Source organism: Natronorubrum texcoconense (assembly GCF_900100335.1).
In the GTDB taxonomy this organism is placed as follows: Archaea; Halobacteriota; Halobacteria; order Halobacteriales; family Natrialbaceae; genus Natronorubrum; species Natronorubrum texcoconense.
The window spans coordinates 217,171-234,372 of sequence record NZ_FNFE01000005.1; the positions used below are offsets into that span (position 1 = coordinate 217,171).

The following is a 17,202-nucleotide window of genomic DNA, read 5'->3' on the forward strand; positions in this document are numbered from 1 at the left end:
CGGGACTTGCCCGAGGAACTTTGCTCGTATTGACGAGCGAAACGAGTCGAGACCCAGCGCGGGAAGATTACTAACTATCAGCTAACTCCACTAACTCCGACTCCGATAACGGTTCAATCCTGACTCGAGTATCCTCTGCCGTATAGAAGAGCGACGCAGACACAGTGCGGTCACTGAACCACTCCTCAAGGACGTGATAGTAGACGCTGAGTTGGACTCGGTACTCGGACTCGGCGTGACGGCTTTGATCCGTTTTGAAATCGACGATCTCGACGGAGTCGTCCGTCACGTGTACTAAGTCAATCACTCCCGATAGCGTGAGTTGTCTCCCATCGACCTCGAGCGGCAGATACGCTCGTTCCTCGACTAACAGTTCGCCCGAGAGCTCATCGAGGAACGCTTTCACGTTCCGTTCGTCGTCGTTGTCAGGCGTGACATCCGTTCCAAGCGCGTAGTTTTCGGCGAACTCGTGTACGCGAGAGCCAAACTCCATCCCTCTGCCATCGGACACGTCCTCGTAGATGCTGTCGTCCATGAGCGAGTGCGGCGAGTAGCCTTTCGGTCCCGGTGACGCTGGCACATCGATGCTGAACCGAGTGTGCGTCGTCTCATCGATGGCTACCGACGAAACGTCGGGTTCGACCGTCTCGATCTCGACCGGTAACTCCTCGAGGAAGGTGTTGGGTTCCTCACCGGCGGCGAACAGCAGGTGATCTTCAGCGCGAGTCATCGCGACGTAGAGCAGTCGGCGTTCCTCGTCGTATTCGGTCGGCTGACAGCGCCGCAGGACGTCGGCGCGCCAGTTGTCGTAGACGTGTGGGTCGCTGTGGGCGTCGTCGTAGCACTTTCGCTGACGAAGGCCAGTCGTTTCGGAGTACGTGATGGTACCGCCGGCCCCTCCCGACGGCGGGAACGCCCCGCTGTTCATGTTCCCGAGAATCACGATCGGATGTTCGAGCCCCTTCACCGAGTGGATCGTCTGGACGGTGACCGAATCGGTTCCTGCGGGGGCCTGCACCTCCTGCGTGTAGCCGTTCTCGACACCGTCTTCGATGATCCGAATCAGGTCCCCTCGAGTCATCGTCGTCGAACTGTGAAGCGACTGGATCGTCGTGAGGACGACGTCGGCCGTCGCCCCGTCGTAGCCGTAGCGATCGAACACGCGCCGCGTGACGGCCGTGTGCGTTTCGAGCGCCTCGAGTTCGGACCGGAACTGCTCCATCGCGTCGGGATAGGGTTCGCGTTCGAGCACGGAGTCGATCTCGTCGAGCGTGTACCCGGCACGCTCTAAGACGACTGCCCACCCGCGGTCGGCCGCCGGTCCGCCCTCGAGGATGCGCAGCCAGGCCAGCAGGAGTTTCGCCTGATCGGTGCGGAAGAGTTCGATTCCGCCTTCGTAGGCCATCGGAAACTCGTAGTCTTCGGCCGCCGAGAGCAACTCGCGACCGAAATCGCGGGTGCGCGTGAGAACAGCAATATCCTCGAACGACGGTGGTCGCAATTCACCATCGTCTTCAACGGCGTACTCGTCGTTCCCGACGATTGCCTGAATCTTCGTGAGGATCGCCTCGTGTTCGTCGGCGTGCTGGAACGCCTCAATCCGCGACTGATCCCGTTCGGTGTTCGAACGGAGGGAGACGACCTGCTCGAGTATCGAATCAGTATCGACCGATTCCCGCTTACTTCCCGGTGCGACGAGTGCGTGCTCGGAGAAATCCAGAATCGACTGCGTCGAACGATAGTTCTGCTCGAGTTCGATTCGCGTGACGGGGGCGAGCGGGAACGAGATACGGTCGCTGTCGTCGTTCAACGCTTCGGCGAAGCGCTCGAGTCGTGCCTCGAAGTCGGTGATGTTCTCGACGGCGGCGTACTGGAACGAGTAGATGCTCTGTTTCCAGTCGCCGACGACGCAGACGTTGTCCGTTCCCGATAGCAACAGGGCGAGCTTGAACTGGATCTCGCTCGAGTCCTGAAACTCGTCGATCATCACGTACTCGAACTCGAGCGACTCGCGGAGATCGTCGTCCTCACAGCACAGGACGAACGCGAACAGCTGGAGGAACGAGAAGTTCAGGTAGTTCCGCCCGAGTGCGAACTCGAGGTACTCGACGTAGACGTCGTGAACGAACTCGATGAGGTGATCGCGATTCTCGGTGAAGACCTGCTCGGCGACCGCTTCGGGAACGGCTTTCGACCCGTACTCACCGCGCAACTCATCGCGGTCGGGTGCGTCCGGGAGGTAGCACTTGTTCTTCCCGTAGCGGCCGAGGCTCGACCGGAGTGTCGACTGTTTGCTCCCGTCGTTTCGCGGCCGATTTACCTCGTCGAACGCGTCTTTGAACGCGTCGAACTCTCCCTCGAGGGCGTCTCTGGAGTCTCGATACCAGCCGTCCGACGTCGGAAAGACGCCTTTCGCGGCGAGGGTGTTGATCAGGTCGAGTAGTTCCGCTGGCTCGGAGAGACAGCGAAGGAGGTCGTCGTACTCGTCGTGATCGTCGCCGAAGCGGCCGATGAATTCGCGGAAGTACTCCCGCTCGATCGTTTCGTTCTCGAGGATCTGCGTCGACCCGGTGATCGCATCGTCGATTCCGAGATACGAGGGTGCGTGAAAGCCGTGCTGGTCGAGGAGATCGCTACAGAGGCTGTGAAAGGTCTGAATGGGTGCGTCGTTCAGCGCCCGCATGCCGTAGTCACAGCTGGCGACGATTCTGTCTTTCATCTCCGTCGCTGCGTTGCGGGTGAACGTGATCAACAGGATATCGTCGGGTTCGACATCGTCTTGTGCAACGATGTTTGCGTACCGATGCGTGACTGTAAACGTCTTGCCGGTGCCGGCGCCGGCATCGACGAGGTACAGTCCGTCCGTACTCTCGATGAGTTTCTGTTGGCCCTCGTTGGGTGTCGGGGCTGCAGGTGCCGTGTCATCGGTCGACGACGTCATCGATGCCCCTCCGAGTCCGCTGGGTCGGCTGCTGGCGCCCCTTCCGTGTGAGTGTTTTGAGCGGTGCCTCGAGTGGCTCTGGAGTCGGTAAGTAGCATATCGCGGGTATCCACGTAGCGGTAGTTCGGTTCGCCAGCGCGACCGTCGATCGGGAAGCGGTCCTCGCCGCGGCGGTAGCGGTTCAGCTCCTCGAGTTGCTCGTCGACGAAGCGCTCGAACGCGTCGAGATCTTCGACGAAGTAGCCTTCTTTGCGGTAGCCACAGAGGTGTCTGAACGCTTGCACGCAGCCGTTCCTGACGTACTTGTAGTCGCCGACGTCGTCGACGAGGCGTTCGACCAGCGCCTCACCGAACGGTGAGTCGGCCATTTCGTCTGCGTCTCGCGTTCTGGGGACGTCGTACGCGTCGAGCACCGCCAGATACGTCTCGTAGTCGGCTTTCGAGAACGTCTTGTTACAATCGTTCGCGGCATCTTCACGGAGTTCGTCGAAGACCGTTCGGGTTTGTACGAACTCGTCGAACGCGATCGGACGGTACGTTAGCGTTGTCAGGCAGTCTTCGAGCGTGGCGTCGCCAGCGACGACGTCGTCGAGCGTCTCGAGGAAGTGGAAGAACGTGAACTCGAGGGACTCGTCGGGCTGTTGGCGGCGCCAGTAAGAGAGATAGCACAACGCCTGGAAGTTCGGCTCGTCACTCGGCTCGTCGATCGATCCGTGTTTGGTTACCTGCGTCGCGGAGGTTCTGTTCCCGCTCTTGAAATCGACGAGTCGTGTCGGGGACTGTACGAGATCGATCTTTCCCTTGAGTCGAAGGTCGTCGTCTTCGAACCACCGCTCGGTCACCGGTGAGTCGACGTCGCGGTCAAAGTACTCCGCGAAGAAGTTCTCACCCCAGCCGCTCGACGGTGTCAGGAACGTCGTCTCGGTCGGCGCGTGTTCCTCGAGGTAGTCACAGATCGTCTCGAGGCCGATCCGATACCGCGTTCGCTGCGTCTCGAGGTCGATACGCCGATGAAACGCACGCGTTTCCTCGACCATGACGGCAGCAGCATCCTCGAGACGCCCATCGTCGACGAACTCGGGATGATTAACGACGAACTCCGCAAAGTCGTGAAAGAGATTCCCGTCGACGAAGTAGTGTTTGTCCGGGGTGTCGACGAGCCGTCCGAAGCAGTAGTCCCGTGGCGAGTTCGCGTACGTGTTCAGACTCGACTGACTGACCGTCTCGACGCGTTCGGGATCGACGGGTGCATCCAGCGGCTCTCGATCGAATCCATCGCCGGTCGATCGATCACTCCGCGAGTGGTGAATCGATTCGAGATCACTGAACCGTTCGAACTCGGTCTCGAGCAGTTCGTCGAAATACAGACACGGCGTGACGGCTGTGCCACCAGCCGCATCTTGCACAAGATACTGCTGTTCGACGCCGCTCTGGAGAAGCGACTGAAAGCCGTCGACGTTTCGCTCGTACTCCTCGTTGCGGTCGACCCACGGCCGATTCGGGGAATCGTGGGTCCAGTCTTCGTCGAGCCCCAGATAGCAGACGACCGGCCGATCGACGAACGAGGCCGATTTCGCGTCCGCTAGCAGGACGCCTTCGTTGTCCCGGTCGATCGGTACCTCGTAGGTCTCGAGGTAGAACGCGAGTCGATCGATCGCATCCGTCGTGATCGGCTCCTCGAGTACCCCGAGTCGCGCGAGTTCCTCGCGGAACGTCTCGAGCGTTCGTCCGGCACGATCCTCATACGCGTTCAACGTCGCTTCGAAGGTAAGCGCATCCGCTCGACCGATGAATTCACGGAGCCAGCCGATTTCGGAGTCGTCGACGTCGGTGAGTCGTTTGCCGTCGTGCTCGATCGGTACCGTTGCACCGAGACACGAAAGGAGCGGTTTCACGGAGTGAACGCGGGTATCGGAGCCAGCCGTCGTACAGCGAAGCAGTTGGACGAATGCGCGGTGATCGCGGTCGTCCATGAAGCCAGGGCCGCCGTAGTACGGAATCGCTGCCGTCTCGAGCGCCGACTCGATGAGCGGGGAATACTCGCTGCTCGAGTCGAGCACGATGGCGATCTCGTCGGCGTTATCCTGCGTGACGGTGTCGAGAATCGCGTCCACGATGGCTGCTGGTGACTCGAAGATTCGAAACGCCGGGAGATCGAACGCGTCCGCAGTGAACCGGTCGATCGAATCGTACTCATCGGGGAGGATCGACCGCTCGAGGTTCGTTAATTGGGACTCGCCGACGACTGCGACTGACTCGCCCGAATCGACATCGATCTCGTAGTCTGCGAGCAGTCGTGAAGACGTCTGTAGCGAACTGACGATGTCGACGACGGTTCTGGTTGCCGGCGTGTCGAACGCGCCGTACTCGAAGATTGCGTCGGCACGTCCCCGGTACTCCCAACACTGGAGCACGTTGCCGACGGTGTAGGCGATTTCCTTCCAGCTGAGATCAGTCTCGTCGATTACCTCGAGGAACGCGGTCCGGTCCTCCGCGGTCTCTCGACGGCGCGTCGCAAGTCGCCGGGGTGTGATCGCGAACGGGCCAAAATGGGGTCGCTCGAGGCGTCGATTGAGGGCGTCTGCCAGCGGTGAGTCGGGAACGATCACGAGATCGTAGTTGGCAACCTCGTGATACAGCCGATCGATCGGTTTCGACTGCTTGAGTGACACGATGCATAGCGTGTTGGATTACCGGACAATAAATCTGTATGTCGGTCGGAGTGAGATTCCTCAGAATCTAATCCCGAGGCACTCGGCCTGCTGTAACTGCGGTGATCACTCTAACGAGAATCCTGCCTACACGTCTCAGACGTGCCACGAATGCGGACACATCGGGAAGCGAAGTACGTAAGCAGAGCTCTGGTGTACAAATGAAGCTCTTGTGCTGCACTATACCTCTGTATTCAGCAGGTAGGCCTTGTCAGGTACGAAGGGGTTCAACAGAGCCTACAAATCATTCGTCTCGAGACAGATCCCCTTGCGCTATCAAGCCTAACCGATTTGATACTAGACTTCCGATTATTATTGATCGGAAGGTCATTCAAAAATTAAATCATGGCTGAAACTACACACAGCGGGCTCACAAAGACATTGTCGTCGAAGGAAGTGTTGATCCTCTCGTTCGGTGCAATGATCGGGTGGGGGTGGATCATCTTAACAGGAGAGTGGATCAGTGAAGGTGGACCGTTAGGAGCGATATCCGCTTTTGTGTTGGGTGGAATCGTCGTTGGGTTCGTCGCAATCATCTACAGCGAACTCGCTTCATCGATGCCCCTAGTCGGTGGTGAACACGTCTATAGTCTCCGAGCGTTAGGACCGATCGGTTCATTCATTTGTACCTGGGCGATTATCTTTGGATACGTCACCGTCGCTGCCTTCGAAGCGGTCGCCCTGCCGTCTGCCATGGCGTTCATTATTCCCGGGTTTAACGTCATGCCGCTATGGTCTGTGGCCGGAGAACCAGTATATGGGTCGTGGATTTTGGTTGGTGTCGCCGGAACTCTCTTTGTGACAGTTTTGAATTATATCGGCATTCGGCCAGCCGCACAGTTTCAGATAATCATGACAGTGATTATCGCGTTCGCCGGGGTCGTATTGATTGCTGGTGCAGTGATCGGTGGCCAGCCATCTCCAGATCCCTCCTTTGGGGCTGGCACCGCCGGTATCTTCGCCGTAATGTTGATGGTACCCTTCATGTTCGTGGGGTTCGACGTGATACCGCAATCGGCAGAAGAGGCCAACGTTCCTCCTCGGACGTTGGGGCTCTTGATTATCGTTTCAGTTGTGATGGCCGCACTATTCTACATGGCCGTGATCTGGGGGGCAAGTCGAGCACTTCCTGCGAGCACACTTGTCGACAGTCCGCTTCCAGCTGCCGCAGCCATGGCTGAATTATTCGATTCGCAACTGATGGGGCAACTGATGGCTCTCGCCGGAATCGCCGGAATTCTCACGAGTTGGAACGCGTTTATCATCGGTGGAAGCCGAGCGTTGTTCGCCCTTTCAGAATCTGGAATGATTCCCGCATCACTATCGAAAGTCCATCCCGAGTACAACACCCCAAGTAACGCGATTCTTCTCATTGGGGGTCTTTCCGTGCTCGCACCACTCTTCGGGGAACAGATGTTGACGTGGATCGTGAACGCAGGAGGGCTAGGTATCGTCACCGCCTGGTTCTTCGTCGTCGTGTCGTTCCTTGTCCTTCGCTATCGAGAACCCGAGATGGACCGCCCGTACAAGGTTCCGGCAGGATACCTCGTTGGGGCACTCGGGTTCGTTATGACCGCAATCTTCGTGTCACTCTACTTACCCGGCGGAGGGTCGGCACTGCTCTGGCCATACGAGTGGCTGATCGTTCTTTTGTGGTGTATCCTCGGCGTCGTATTGTTCGTCGTCTCGGGAGCAGATACCACGGCATCGGCGGAGGACCTCGCCGGAAAGCTCGAGTCGTTGGAGAAAGACGATGACGTGTAACCTCCGTCTCGGCGTAAACGGAGAGGTGTTTTGCTCTCTCGAACTACCACAGGTAAGTGCAGATGATATTTGAGATAGGCATAGTAGCTACAATAGGCATAGTAGTTACAATAGGGAGAATAGTCGCAATAGCACCATAGTAAATTTGTATGGCACTAGAACTCTGACCAGCATCGTCCGAATAGGCACAGTAGGAACAATAGGTGAAACAGATCCGAGAGCGAAAGCCGGATTTACAGCCTGGAAAGGAACAATAGGTACCACAGGTTAAATAGATCAGACAGGTGCATTTCACTAAATAGGCTAAATAGATGAACTGGGTTGAATAGCTCCAACACCCTCAATAGCCATCAAACCAGTCAACAGTGGCCCACCAAAAGCAGGGCAGATAGGCAGAGCAGGGATGATCGGTTAGGCAGACACAATAGGTGCCACAGCCAAAATAGGTACAATAGGCACAATAGACACACAACCTATTGTAACTACCCCACCTATTAAACCCTCAGTAGGTAAAACTAAGAAGATAGAATTAGATGAGGTCAGTAATGGCTGAAATAGAAGGTGTCAGAACAATAGGCACCTATCGTACCGTACAAACGGGTGATCCTCTCAATGCAAACGACAACAACTGAACCACGCGCCGTGAGCGTGGTCATCCTGAAAGGTGGTGTCGGCAAATCAACGACCTCGATGAACCTCGCGCGCCAGCTCGCCGAGCACGGCAAGACCCTCTACGCCGATCTCGACCCGAACGGCCACGCGACGAACGGGCTCGGCTTCGGGGACGCTTACCAGGGAGAGATCAATCTCGGCGACGTCATCCTCGAGGGCGACGCGACGCCCCAGGATCTCATTCGGTCGACTGAACACGGATTCGATCTACTTCCGTCCTCGGATACACTCGAGGACGTCGAAAAGGATCTCGCGGGCGCGATGCAGGGATCGGCCCGGATCAAATCGAAGATCGTCGACCCACTGCTCGGGACCGAGTACGAGTACGTGGTCTTCGACTGCCCGGCGTACCCGGGGATGCTCAACAACAACGCGCTCGTTGCGACGGGGAACGTCGTCATCCCGATCGAACCGGGCTCGAGTGCGATCGGCGGCTACAAGCGAACCATGGAGCGGCTGATCGAGCCGGCCCGGGAGTACATCGACGTCGACGTCCTCGCGGTCGTACCGAACAAGCTCTCCGATCGAATCGATCAACAGACCGAGGACCGGGAGCTGCTCGAGAACCTGAACAAGGCCACCTACGAAGTGAACCCCGGACAACCGCTGCAAGAAGCAGTACCCAACTTCGCTCGAATCACGGCCGACGAGTTCGACGCGATCGACGCCGGCGAGATGACGCCACCGAAACCAGGAATTCGCCACCGCTCTGCGCTCTCACGGTCGCTCCAGCACAATCAGCCGTTGCAGGATTACGATCCGGAGAACGATCAGATCGCATACTACGAGGAACTCGCCGAGATCGTCGCAGCTGGAGGGATCGAGCGATGAGCAATCCGTTCGACGACCTTAAATCGGATGACGAGGAGCCGGCAGAGTCGGAAGAGGAGACCCAGTCCGAACCGGAATCGAAGCCGGTGTCAGAACAGCCTGTCGACGAACCGTCGACGGCAGAGTCGACTACCGGGAGTACGGACGGCGGGTCGAGCACGGATCAGACGGGAGATCGAGAGGAATCCGAAAACGAATCCGAGACACCGCTCACGCCCGCAGAAATTGGGCCAGCGTTCGAGTACAGCGAAGTACAGCAGAAACCGTTCTACGCGCGCACCGAGACGGTAAACGAGTTCGAAAATCAGATCCGAACGACCATCGTCCCGACGCTCGCCGAAGCGGAGATTCTCGACGAGGAAACTCGAGAAATACACGACGCAGTGCTTCGGCTCGCGAACGAGAACCCGGAACGGATCGCCGAACTCGTACTCGAGGAACGGCGACAGGCGGGAAATCAGTAGACCGAGACGTCAGCTATTCGTACCGACTGGACGCAACGCGACCGCTACTATCCGATTTCGACTTGTTGACTCCTCCCGCGATGACAGGTAAATTGACAGAGAGCGCTCACAGCGTTTAACCTTCTCTGGCAATTCTGTATGAATGACTGATGGAACGCCTAACTCGCCAAGACGAGCGCGATGAACAGACGGCCGAGGAGACAACTGAGCAAGAAGGCGTTCAGACCTGTCCCGAGTGTAACTCGAGTTCGCTCGTCAGAAGCGCCGACGAGAGCGAAGTGAGCTGTGAAGACTGTGGGTTGATCCTCGAGGAAGAGACCATCGATCGCGGGCCGGAGTGGCGGGCGTTCGACCAGTCGGAACGAGACAGCAAGTCTCGCGTGGGAGCCCCGACGACCCAGACGATGCACGACAAAGGGTTGACCACGACGATCGACTGGAAGAACAAAGACGCCTACGGCCGGTCGCTCTCCTCGGACAAACGGAGCCAGATGAATCGGCTGCGGAAGTGGCAAGAACGAATTCGAACGAAAGACGCCGGCGAGCGGAACCTGCAGTTCGCGCTCTCCGAAACCGATCGGATGGCGTCCGCGCTGGGCGTGCCGCGATCGGTCCGGGAGGTCGCGAGCGTCCTCTACCGACGCGCGCTCGACGAGGACCTCATTCGCGGCCGTTCGATCGAGGGTGTCGCCACGAGTACCCTGTACGCCGCGTGCCGGATGGAAGGGATCCCGCGGTCGCTGGACGAAGTGGCCGCAGTCTCGCGGGTCGAACGGATGGAGATCGGGCGCACGTATCGGTACATCTCGCAGGAACTCAGTCTCGAGATGGAGCCGGTCGATCCAAAAAAGTACGTCCCTCGCTTCTGTTCCGAGCTGAATCTCTCCGAGGAGGTCCAAGCGAAAGCCAACGAGATCATCGATACCACGGCCGAAAAAGGGATGCTCTCCGGCAAGTCGCCGACCGGCTACGCCGCGGCGGCGATCTACGCGAGTGCGCTCCTGTGCAACGAAAAGAAGACTCAGCGAGAGGTTGCCGACGTCGCACAGGTGACGGAGGTCACCATCCGAAACCGGTACCAGGAACAGATCTCCGCGATGGGGCTTCACAACTAGCCTTCGCGTAGTGGCGCCGACTCGCATCGCTGAGCACCATCTCGTTTGACGGGCTTCAGTACGTCCAGCGGACTGAACCTACCGATCGTATTGGAGAACGGACTCACATCCGCGTTCTTTCGATTGAATTGTCGAGCACTCAGTTACCTGAGACGACGCAGCGCACGGCTCAAAAAATAGAAGCATCTCGACAGTACACCAAAATAGTATGAATACAGAGAAGTTTTGTGTTTTGAGTTTAGGCAAACATATCTAGTAACGCTCTCCGACTCGTGTCCTTCGGCGAAAAGACTCGAGAACAGGTAATTACCGACCGGGGAGGATCACGTCACTTTTCGAAGCTGAAGAGTCGTTAGGGTGCCCATTTCCGAGGATTCACACAAAGAAGTTACCGTAAACAACCCCTGCCCTGCGGAAGTAAACATTTGAAGGTTTTATTGCTGGTTTCGACAGTATGGAAACAGAAATGTGCAGTTATGGTTGATCATACTAGTCCCTGTGCCATCAATACAACATAATATTCGAATAGTTTCTGGCTGGACTAGATTTGCTGCGAGAGTTCCAGCCATTGACTGTTCGCAGGAGGTTCTCGAAGTAGTATCATTTTAGAATATAGTTTTTCTACCAGGTATATTTCCGGTGTCAAGGAGACTGTTCACCATCAGCAGTCACATTTCTGGTCGGTCGACATATTTACCGTAACTGAGTCAGTACCGGAGTGAGGGTAGAAGCCGAGTGAATAGGGAAACTCACAGTTCGGCATCCCCGGTCTGAAGATTGATTTCGATCATGTTTGCTGCCTGCACCATCTGTTCAGGGTATTCTCGCTCGAACGAGTCGCCCTTCAGTCGACTCGCCGGGCCGACGAGGCTGACAGCTCCAACCACACCGTCGTCGACATCCAGAACAGGCGTACCGATCGCACGGATTCCGTTCATCTCTTCCTCACGGTTCAGCGCGAATCCCTGTTCTCTGATGACGGCTAGTTCGCTTCGCAACTCGTCCGGATCCGTAATCGTATTCTGCGTAAACTGGACGAGTTCCTGGTTCTCAAGGATCGTCTCGAGACGTTCTTCGGGTAAGTGAGCGAGGATCGCTTTTCCACCGGCGGTACAGTGGAGATACTTCGTCGCTTCCGCCCGCTTCTGGATGTGGAAGGACCGACCGATCGCGTTTTCACCGAAGCGTTCATGCAGGACGAACAGTTTGCCGTCGTGCTCGAGGAGCAGGCTCGCGATCTCGTCCGTTTCGTAGGCGAGCGTATCAGCCACTCCTTTCCCGGCCCGTAGCATCCCACTGTTGTTTCGAATATGGGCACCGTACAGCAAAAAGTCGGGGCCAAGTCGATAGGCGGTCTCGTCCTGTCGAACCATATTCTGCTGTTTGAGCGTCGTCAAATGATTGTGCACACCGCCGGGAGTGAGTCCAACACGGTCGGCCAGTTCCGTGACCGTCAGGCCGCCGGACACTCTGAGTTCGTCGAGGATCGCACAGGTGTGCTCGACGGCTTTGATCGTTTTCGGAGAGGTGTCGCCCATGAAGAGACGAAAGGACTGCGTCCACCATATATTTTCGTGTGGTAAAAACAGACCGCTCCAAGAGAGAATAGAACGCTGTTTCGTCAATTTCGACATCGTCGGCGGTCAGTCGACGTAATTCACACCTCGGGAGAGTCGTAGTCGGCCAGTCCACGGTTGGGTGTTCTATCGGGGCGTAATGAAGATCTCAACCGTCATTGGGTCGCTAACGGTACGTTCCCCGAGTATGTTCCCTTTCGTCCTGGCCGGTGGGCCCGCCCTCACGGTGAACGACAATCGACCCGCATCATCGGCCGCAACGACAACTGGACTGACGCTCGCTGGTTTTCCGTCAACAGTGATTACAAAGCGGTCCTGGGGTTCGTAGAACCCGTGTAATGAATTCGATCTTCCCGCTCCCAGTACCGGGAAACCCATCAGTAGTTACGTTCTCGAGGTCAAGGAACTCGGCAGTCTCCCGACTGAGCGCTGACCGATCGACTTGCCAACCCTAAACGTCGAAGGTGGGCTCAGTGGATCGGTAGGTACCGCTCGACGGATCGGCGGGGTCACGCTGGAACACCGCCAGAAAGTCGTCCAGTAAGCGTTCGATATCTTGGTGTGCCCATTCGTAGCTGTGACCACGATCATGATTTACGTAGAAGTCCTGTTCGACAGTCGCAGCTGTTAGTCTTTCAACGAGCTCTATGCCGAACTCATACGCCAATATCTGTACTAAAACCGATCGAACTTCCAAGATGATTGGACAGCCCGACAGTTGGTTCTGATCTATTTTCGACGCTCGGTTTTCGATAGACCGTCTATCGTCGCCTCAGTCTGATTCAATTCCCGATCGACCCAGTACGCAATCGACCAGTAAGGCTAACTTGATCGAACGCAGTGCTGTGAGTATGGGACCCAAGCCGTTAGACGATATCACGCTTATAGACGCCTCACAGGGCGTCGCTGGACCGACTGCGGGCGTCATCTTCGCCGACCTCGGCGCGGACGTTATCTCCGTCGAGCCACCAGGAGGGAAGACCGCCCGTCACTACCGCAACGGAATCACGCTTCCAAACATCGCGCGCAACAAACGCTCGGTCGTCCTCGATCTGAAAACCGCCGAGGGAGTCGCCGCACTCCACCATCTCGTCTCTGACGCCGACGCGTTTATCCACAACAACCGACCGGGGAAGATGGACAGCCTCTGCTGTGACTACGAGACCCTCGCAGACCTCAATCCGAAACTCGTCTACTGTTCTGTCACCGGCTACGGCGAGGACGGTCCCTACAGTGACCGTCCGGCAGTCGACCCGCTCGCGCAAGCGACGTCTGGCATGATGTGGTCGACCGGCGAACCCGACCGCAAGCCAGCCCGCATTAGCGTCTCCGTCGCCGACTTCTCTACCGGTATCTACGCCGGCTTCGCGATGCTGGCGGCGATCCGTCACGCCAGAGCAACCGGTCGTGGCCAGAAGATCGAAACATCGCTGTTCGACACTGCGGCCGGTTTCATGGGCCACTGGTACACGCTGTTCAGCAAGACCGGCGAGCAACCGCACCGACAGGGTGATTCGTGGGACACCTACGCGCCCGCTGGCATCTTCGAGACGGCGACGAAACCGATCTATCTGGCGACGCCGTTCCAATTCCTCTGGGAGCGCGTTGCCGAGGCAGTCGACCGGCCCGACTGGCTCGAAAACCCGCTGTTCGAGACGAACGAAAAGCGCCTCGAGAACCGCAGAGAGCTCACCACTGAACTCGAGGCAGAGTTCGCAGCATACGATCGCGACGAACTTCTCGAGCGACTGTTGCCGGCTGGCGTTCCCGCGTCGGAACTCAAGACCGTCGCGGAGGCAGCCCACGACGAGCATCTTCACGAACGCGGGACGCTGCAGTACATCGAGGACGTGGATGGCTCGGACGTGATCGCTACTGCCTGTCCCGCTCGATTTTCCGAGACGCCGGCCGAAGTAGAACACGGTCCGCACGAGCTCGGCGCTGATACGCGAGACGTGCTCTCCGAGTACGGATACGAAGTCGAGAAGATCGATACGCTCCTCGAATCACAGTAACACGCTTCGACGTTTTCTCTCGACTATCGTCCAGTTGAGCGGTGATTGGGGTAGACCGGCATTATATACCCCCTGGACGGCTCAAACTCTACGTGCGCAATCATCGAACAAGAGCGACCGTTCCATCCAAAAGGTTTTATCATCTGGCATGCTCCCATCGAGTATGCGCGGGAAGCCCTTAGCGGACATTACGGTTCTCGATCTGTCACAGGCAGTTGCAGCGCCGTGTGCAAGCGTGTTACTTGCTGACTTCGGCGCGAACGTGATCTCCATCGAACCGCCAGGCGGTGGCTCCGAACGGAAGTACGGCGGCGGGTCAACGATGCCAAACTTCGGCCGGAACAAGCGGTCGATCGTTATCGATCTCAAAACCGACGACGGCACCGACGTACTCCACCGACTGGTCGAGGACGCTGACGTCCTCATTCACAACAATCGACCGGGAAAGATGTCGGACCTCGGCTGTGGTTACGAGACGCTCTCGGACGTCAATCCGCGACTCGTCTACTGCTCCGTTACCGGCTACGGTGAAGATGGTCCCTACTGCGACCGCCCCGGATTCGACCCGCTCGCGCAGGCGATGTCCGGTCTGATGTGGACGACGGGCGAGCCCGATCGCAAACCGTCGCGCATCGGGGCGTCGACGATCGACATCGGAACCGGCATCTACGCGGCCTTCGCGATCTGGCCAGCACTCCGTCACGCCAGAGCGACCGGCCAGGGGCAGAAGATCGAAGCCTCTCTGTTCGACACCGCGGCCGCGTTCATGGGCCACTGGTACACGCTCTACGACAAGACCGGGCGGCAACCACAGCGGCAAGGCCACTCCTGGGAACTCTACGCCCCGTCGGGGGTCTTCGAAACTGGCACCGATCCGATCTACCTCTCGACGCCGTTCCAGCATCTCTGGGAGCGCGTCTGTCGGGCCGTCGATCGACCAGAGTGGATCGACGACCCTCGCTTCGAAACGGGTGAGGACAGAGTCGACAATCGGTCGGAACTTGCTGCGGAACTCGAGGCCGAATTCGCTACCTACGAGCGCGACGAACTCCTCGATCGCCTCCTCGAAGCGGGTGTTCCCGCGTCGGAGCTCAAAAATGTCGCAGAAGCAGCGCGCGACGAACACCTCCACGAACGGGGCACGTTACAGCAGGTCGAAGACGTCGACGGCTCCGAGGTCACGGCCGCGGCGACGCCAGTCTCTCTCTCGGAGACACCCGGCCGCATCGAACGCGGTCCACCGTCGCTCGGTGAGCACTCTCGAGACGTTCTGGACGAGTTCGGATTCGACGAAGACGCGATCGAGCGGCTGGTCAGCGACGACATCGTCCACGAAAGATAATTCCGGAAACTGCGCTGACTGTTCCGCTCCACTGTCGTCTGTCCGCGTTGACGTTCCTCGAGAACGGACGGTGTCGCTGCTTTCTCTCGATTTCTCAGGTACGTGTGCAGCCAACGGCAAGTCGCACCGACGACGGATACCGTCTCCCAAACCGTTTTATCTAATCACAGTCGATAGGGTGTATGGCTCAAACGCCGCTTGCAGCGACGACTGTACTCGATCTCTCACAGGGAGTAGCCGGACCAACCGCAGCGACGTTGCTCGCGGATTTCGGTGCGGACGTGATCTCCGTCGAACCGCCGGGCGGCGCGACGGAACGCCGACTCGCCGAGGGATCCGCGTTCCCGAACGTCAGTCGCAACAAGCGCTCGATTGTAATCGACCTCAAATCCGACGACGGCACCGACGTGCTCCATCGACTGGTCGAAGACGCCGACGCCCTCATTCACAACAACCGACCGGGAAAGATGGCCGACCTCGGCTGTGACTACGAAACGCTCGCCGAGATCAATCCGGAACTCGTCTACTGCTCCGTTACCGGTTACGGCGAGGACGGTCCGTACCGCGACCGACCGGGGATCGACCCGCTGGCACAGGCGATCTCCGGAATGATGTGGACGGCCGGCGAGCCAGATCGAAAACCCTCGCGAATCGGTGCACCGACTATCGACTCCGGTACGGGAACGTACGCCGCCTTTTCGATGGTCCTGGCACTCTGGCACGCTCGAGAAACCGGAGTCGGACAACAGATCGAGACCAGCCTCTTCGATACCGCGGCGACGTATTTAGGAAACTGGTACACGCAGTACAGCATGACCGGCGAGGTTCCGCAGCGGCAGGGTCACGCTTGGGACGGCTACGCCCCGTCGGGCGTCTTCGAAACGGGGACAGACCCCATCTATCTCGCGACGCCGTTCCAGGGTCTCTGGGAGCGATTCACGCACGCGATCGATCGAAACGACTGGGTCGATGATCCGCGATTCGAATCGAACGAGAAACGCCTCGAGAACCGCGACGAACTCACCGCCGAACTCGAGGACGAGTTCCGTTCGTTCGATCGGGAAGAGTTACTCGCACGGCTGGTCGCCGCGGGCGTCCCGGCAGCCGAACTCCAGACAGTCGAACAGGCGGCACACGACGAGCATCTCCACGAACGCGGGACGCTCCGGCACGTAAACGATGTCGATGGGTCCGAGGTGATCGCGACCGGGCCGCCGGTTAAACTCTCCGAGACACCGGGTACAGTCGACGACGTTGCACCCGAACTCGGCGAACACACGTCTACAGTACTCAGCGAGTTCGGTTTTGACGCGTCGACGATCGAGCGCCTGATGGACGAAAACGTCGTGAACTCGCCATAGCCGAAAGCGAGGACTGAATCGTTTTCACTACTGGTAAACGATTAGGGTTTCAGATCCTCGTTGGGGAGTTACCGAAACGATTGGTGGTGGCAAGTGACCGATTCTTGTTACCACTACTCATCGTTCAGTGATTCACCAACGCTGTGAGTGAACATTCTCAATCAAGAGGGCGGCACGTTCGTTGCGTAATCGCCAGTGGTTTTACCAGCAGTAAATGTGCGAGAGCGTCAGTGTCGGCTACGAAATGCCCGAAATTGACGTTTTCAGACGTCATCGAAAGTGGTTGGCGTCGTACGGTAATCTCGACAGCACAGAATTTACAGTCGTACTGTTGTAATTATGTGCAGGCCGGACGAAGAGATACCGGAAACTAGTGTATTTACTCACGGTAAAAGGCGGGGAGACCACT

Annotated in this window: 10 protein-coding genes; 7 read left to right on the forward strand and 3 right to left on the reverse strand. The window is 57.9% G+C overall.

The annotated features are described in order from the left end of the window. Positions 1 to 70: 70 nt before the first annotated feature. Together BLT08_RS15855 and BLT08_RS15860 are read right to left on the reverse strand one after the other, a co-directional pair. The gene (locus BLT08_RS15855) at positions 71 to 2,941 is read right to left on the reverse strand and encodes a UvrD-helicase domain-containing protein (protein ID WP_090309766.1); all 2,871 of its coding nucleotides are present in this window, start codon (positions 2,939 to 2,941) and stop codon (positions 71 to 73) included. Further along, a complete protein-coding gene (locus BLT08_RS15860) occupies positions 2,938 to 5,613 on the reverse strand; it encodes a PD-(D/E)XK nuclease family protein (protein WP_090309769.1) in 2,676 nt (891 codons plus the stop codon). Before BLT08_RS15860 ends, BLT08_RS15855 begins: the two co-directional genes overlap by 4 nt. 384 nt (positions 5,614 to 5,997) lie before the next feature. Here BLT08_RS15860 and BLT08_RS15865 point away from each other — a divergent pair, with 384 nt between their 5' ends. From BLT08_RS15865 to BLT08_RS15880, 4 genes are all read left to right on the forward strand, one after another. Then, positions 5,998 to 7,416 (forward strand): APC family permease, encoded by a 1,419-nt coding sequence (locus BLT08_RS15865; protein ID WP_090309772.1) that lies wholly within the window; start codon positions 5,998 to 6,000, stop codon positions 7,414 to 7,416. Positions 7,417 to 8,028: 612 nt separating this feature from the next. Beyond that, on the forward strand, positions 8,029 to 8,919 hold the full coding sequence (locus BLT08_RS15870; RefSeq protein ID WP_175529340.1) for a ParA family protein: 891 nt from the start codon (positions 8,029 to 8,031) through the stop codon (positions 8,917 to 8,919). After that, positions 8,916 to 9,383, forward strand: a complete 468-nt coding sequence (locus tag BLT08_RS15875; RefSeq protein ID WP_090309775.1) for a DUF7970 domain-containing protein — start codon at positions 8,916 to 8,918, stop codon at positions 9,381 to 9,383. The genes BLT08_RS15870 and BLT08_RS15875 overlap by 4 nt, the downstream gene beginning before the upstream one ends. Positions 9,384 to 9,532: 149 nt before the next feature. Next, positions 9,533 to 10,498: a transcription initiation factor IIB gene (locus BLT08_RS15880; RefSeq protein ID WP_090309778.1), complete on the forward strand. Its 966-nt coding sequence runs from the start codon at positions 9,533 to 9,535 to the stop codon at positions 10,496 to 10,498. Positions 10,499 to 11,247: 749 nt separating this feature from the next. Here the strand turns inward: BLT08_RS15880 and BLT08_RS15885 are convergent. Further along, positions 11,248 to 12,036 carry an IclR family transcriptional regulator gene (locus BLT08_RS15885; protein WP_175529341.1) on the reverse strand — a complete coding sequence of 263 codons (789 nt, stop codon included), beginning with the start codon at positions 12,034 to 12,036 and terminating at the stop codon, positions 11,248 to 11,250. An 890-nt stretch (positions 12,037 to 12,926) separates the two neighbouring features. On the opposite strand from BLT08_RS15885, the gene BLT08_RS15895 reads away from it, so the two are divergent. The 3 genes from BLT08_RS15895 to BLT08_RS15905 all read left to right on the forward strand — a co-directional run bounded on the left by BLT08_RS15895 (position 12,927) and on the right by BLT08_RS15905 (position 16,793). Then, complete coding sequence (locus BLT08_RS15895; RefSeq protein WP_090309785.1) at positions 12,927 to 14,090, forward strand: CaiB/BaiF CoA transferase family protein; 1,164 nt, start codon at positions 12,927 to 12,929, stop codon at positions 14,088 to 14,090. A 163-nt stretch (positions 14,091 to 14,253) separates the two neighbouring features. Continuing rightward, on the forward strand, positions 14,254 to 15,432 hold the full coding sequence (locus BLT08_RS15900) for a CaiB/BaiF CoA transferase family protein (protein ID WP_175529342.1): 1,179 nt from the start codon (positions 14,254 to 14,256) through the stop codon (positions 15,430 to 15,432). A 182-nt stretch (positions 15,433 to 15,614) separates the two neighbouring features. Continuing rightward, positions 15,615 to 16,793 carry a CaiB/BaiF CoA transferase family protein gene (locus BLT08_RS15905; RefSeq protein WP_090309790.1) on the forward strand — a complete coding sequence of 393 codons (1,179 nt, stop codon included), beginning with the start codon at positions 15,615 to 15,617 and terminating at the stop codon, positions 16,791 to 16,793. Positions 16,794 to 17,202: the final 409 nt, after the last annotated feature.

Coding starts and splice junctions, on each gene's coding strand:
- BLT08_RS15905 (WP_090309790.1), top strand. CDS start 15,615: ATGGCTCAAACGCCGCTTGCAGCGACGACTGTACTCGATCTCTCACAG.
- BLT08_RS15885 (WP_175529341.1), bottom strand. CDS start 12,036: ATGGGCGACACCTCTCCGAAAACGATCAAAGCCGTCGAGCACACCTGT.
- BLT08_RS15870 (WP_175529340.1), top strand. CDS start 8,029: ATGCAAACGACAACAACTGAACCACGCGCCGTGAGCGTGGTCATCCTG.
- BLT08_RS15865 (WP_090309772.1), top strand. CDS start 5,998: ATGGCTGAAACTACACACAGCGGGCTCACAAAGACATTGTCGTCGAAG.
- BLT08_RS15895 (WP_090309785.1), top strand. CDS start 12,927: ATGGGACCCAAGCCGTTAGACGATATCACGCTTATAGACGCCTCACAG.
- BLT08_RS15875 (WP_090309775.1), top strand. CDS start 8,916: ATGAGCAATCCGTTCGACGACCTTAAATCGGATGACGAGGAGCCGGCA.
- BLT08_RS15900 (WP_175529342.1), top strand. CDS start 14,254: ATGCGCGGGAAGCCCTTAGCGGACATTACGGTTCTCGATCTGTCACAG.
- BLT08_RS15880 (WP_090309778.1), top strand. CDS start 9,533: ATGGAACGCCTAACTCGCCAAGACGAGCGCGATGAACAGACGGCCGAG.
- BLT08_RS15855 (WP_090309766.1), bottom strand. CDS start 2,941: ATGACGTCGTCGACCGATGACACGGCACCTGCAGCCCCGACACCCAAC.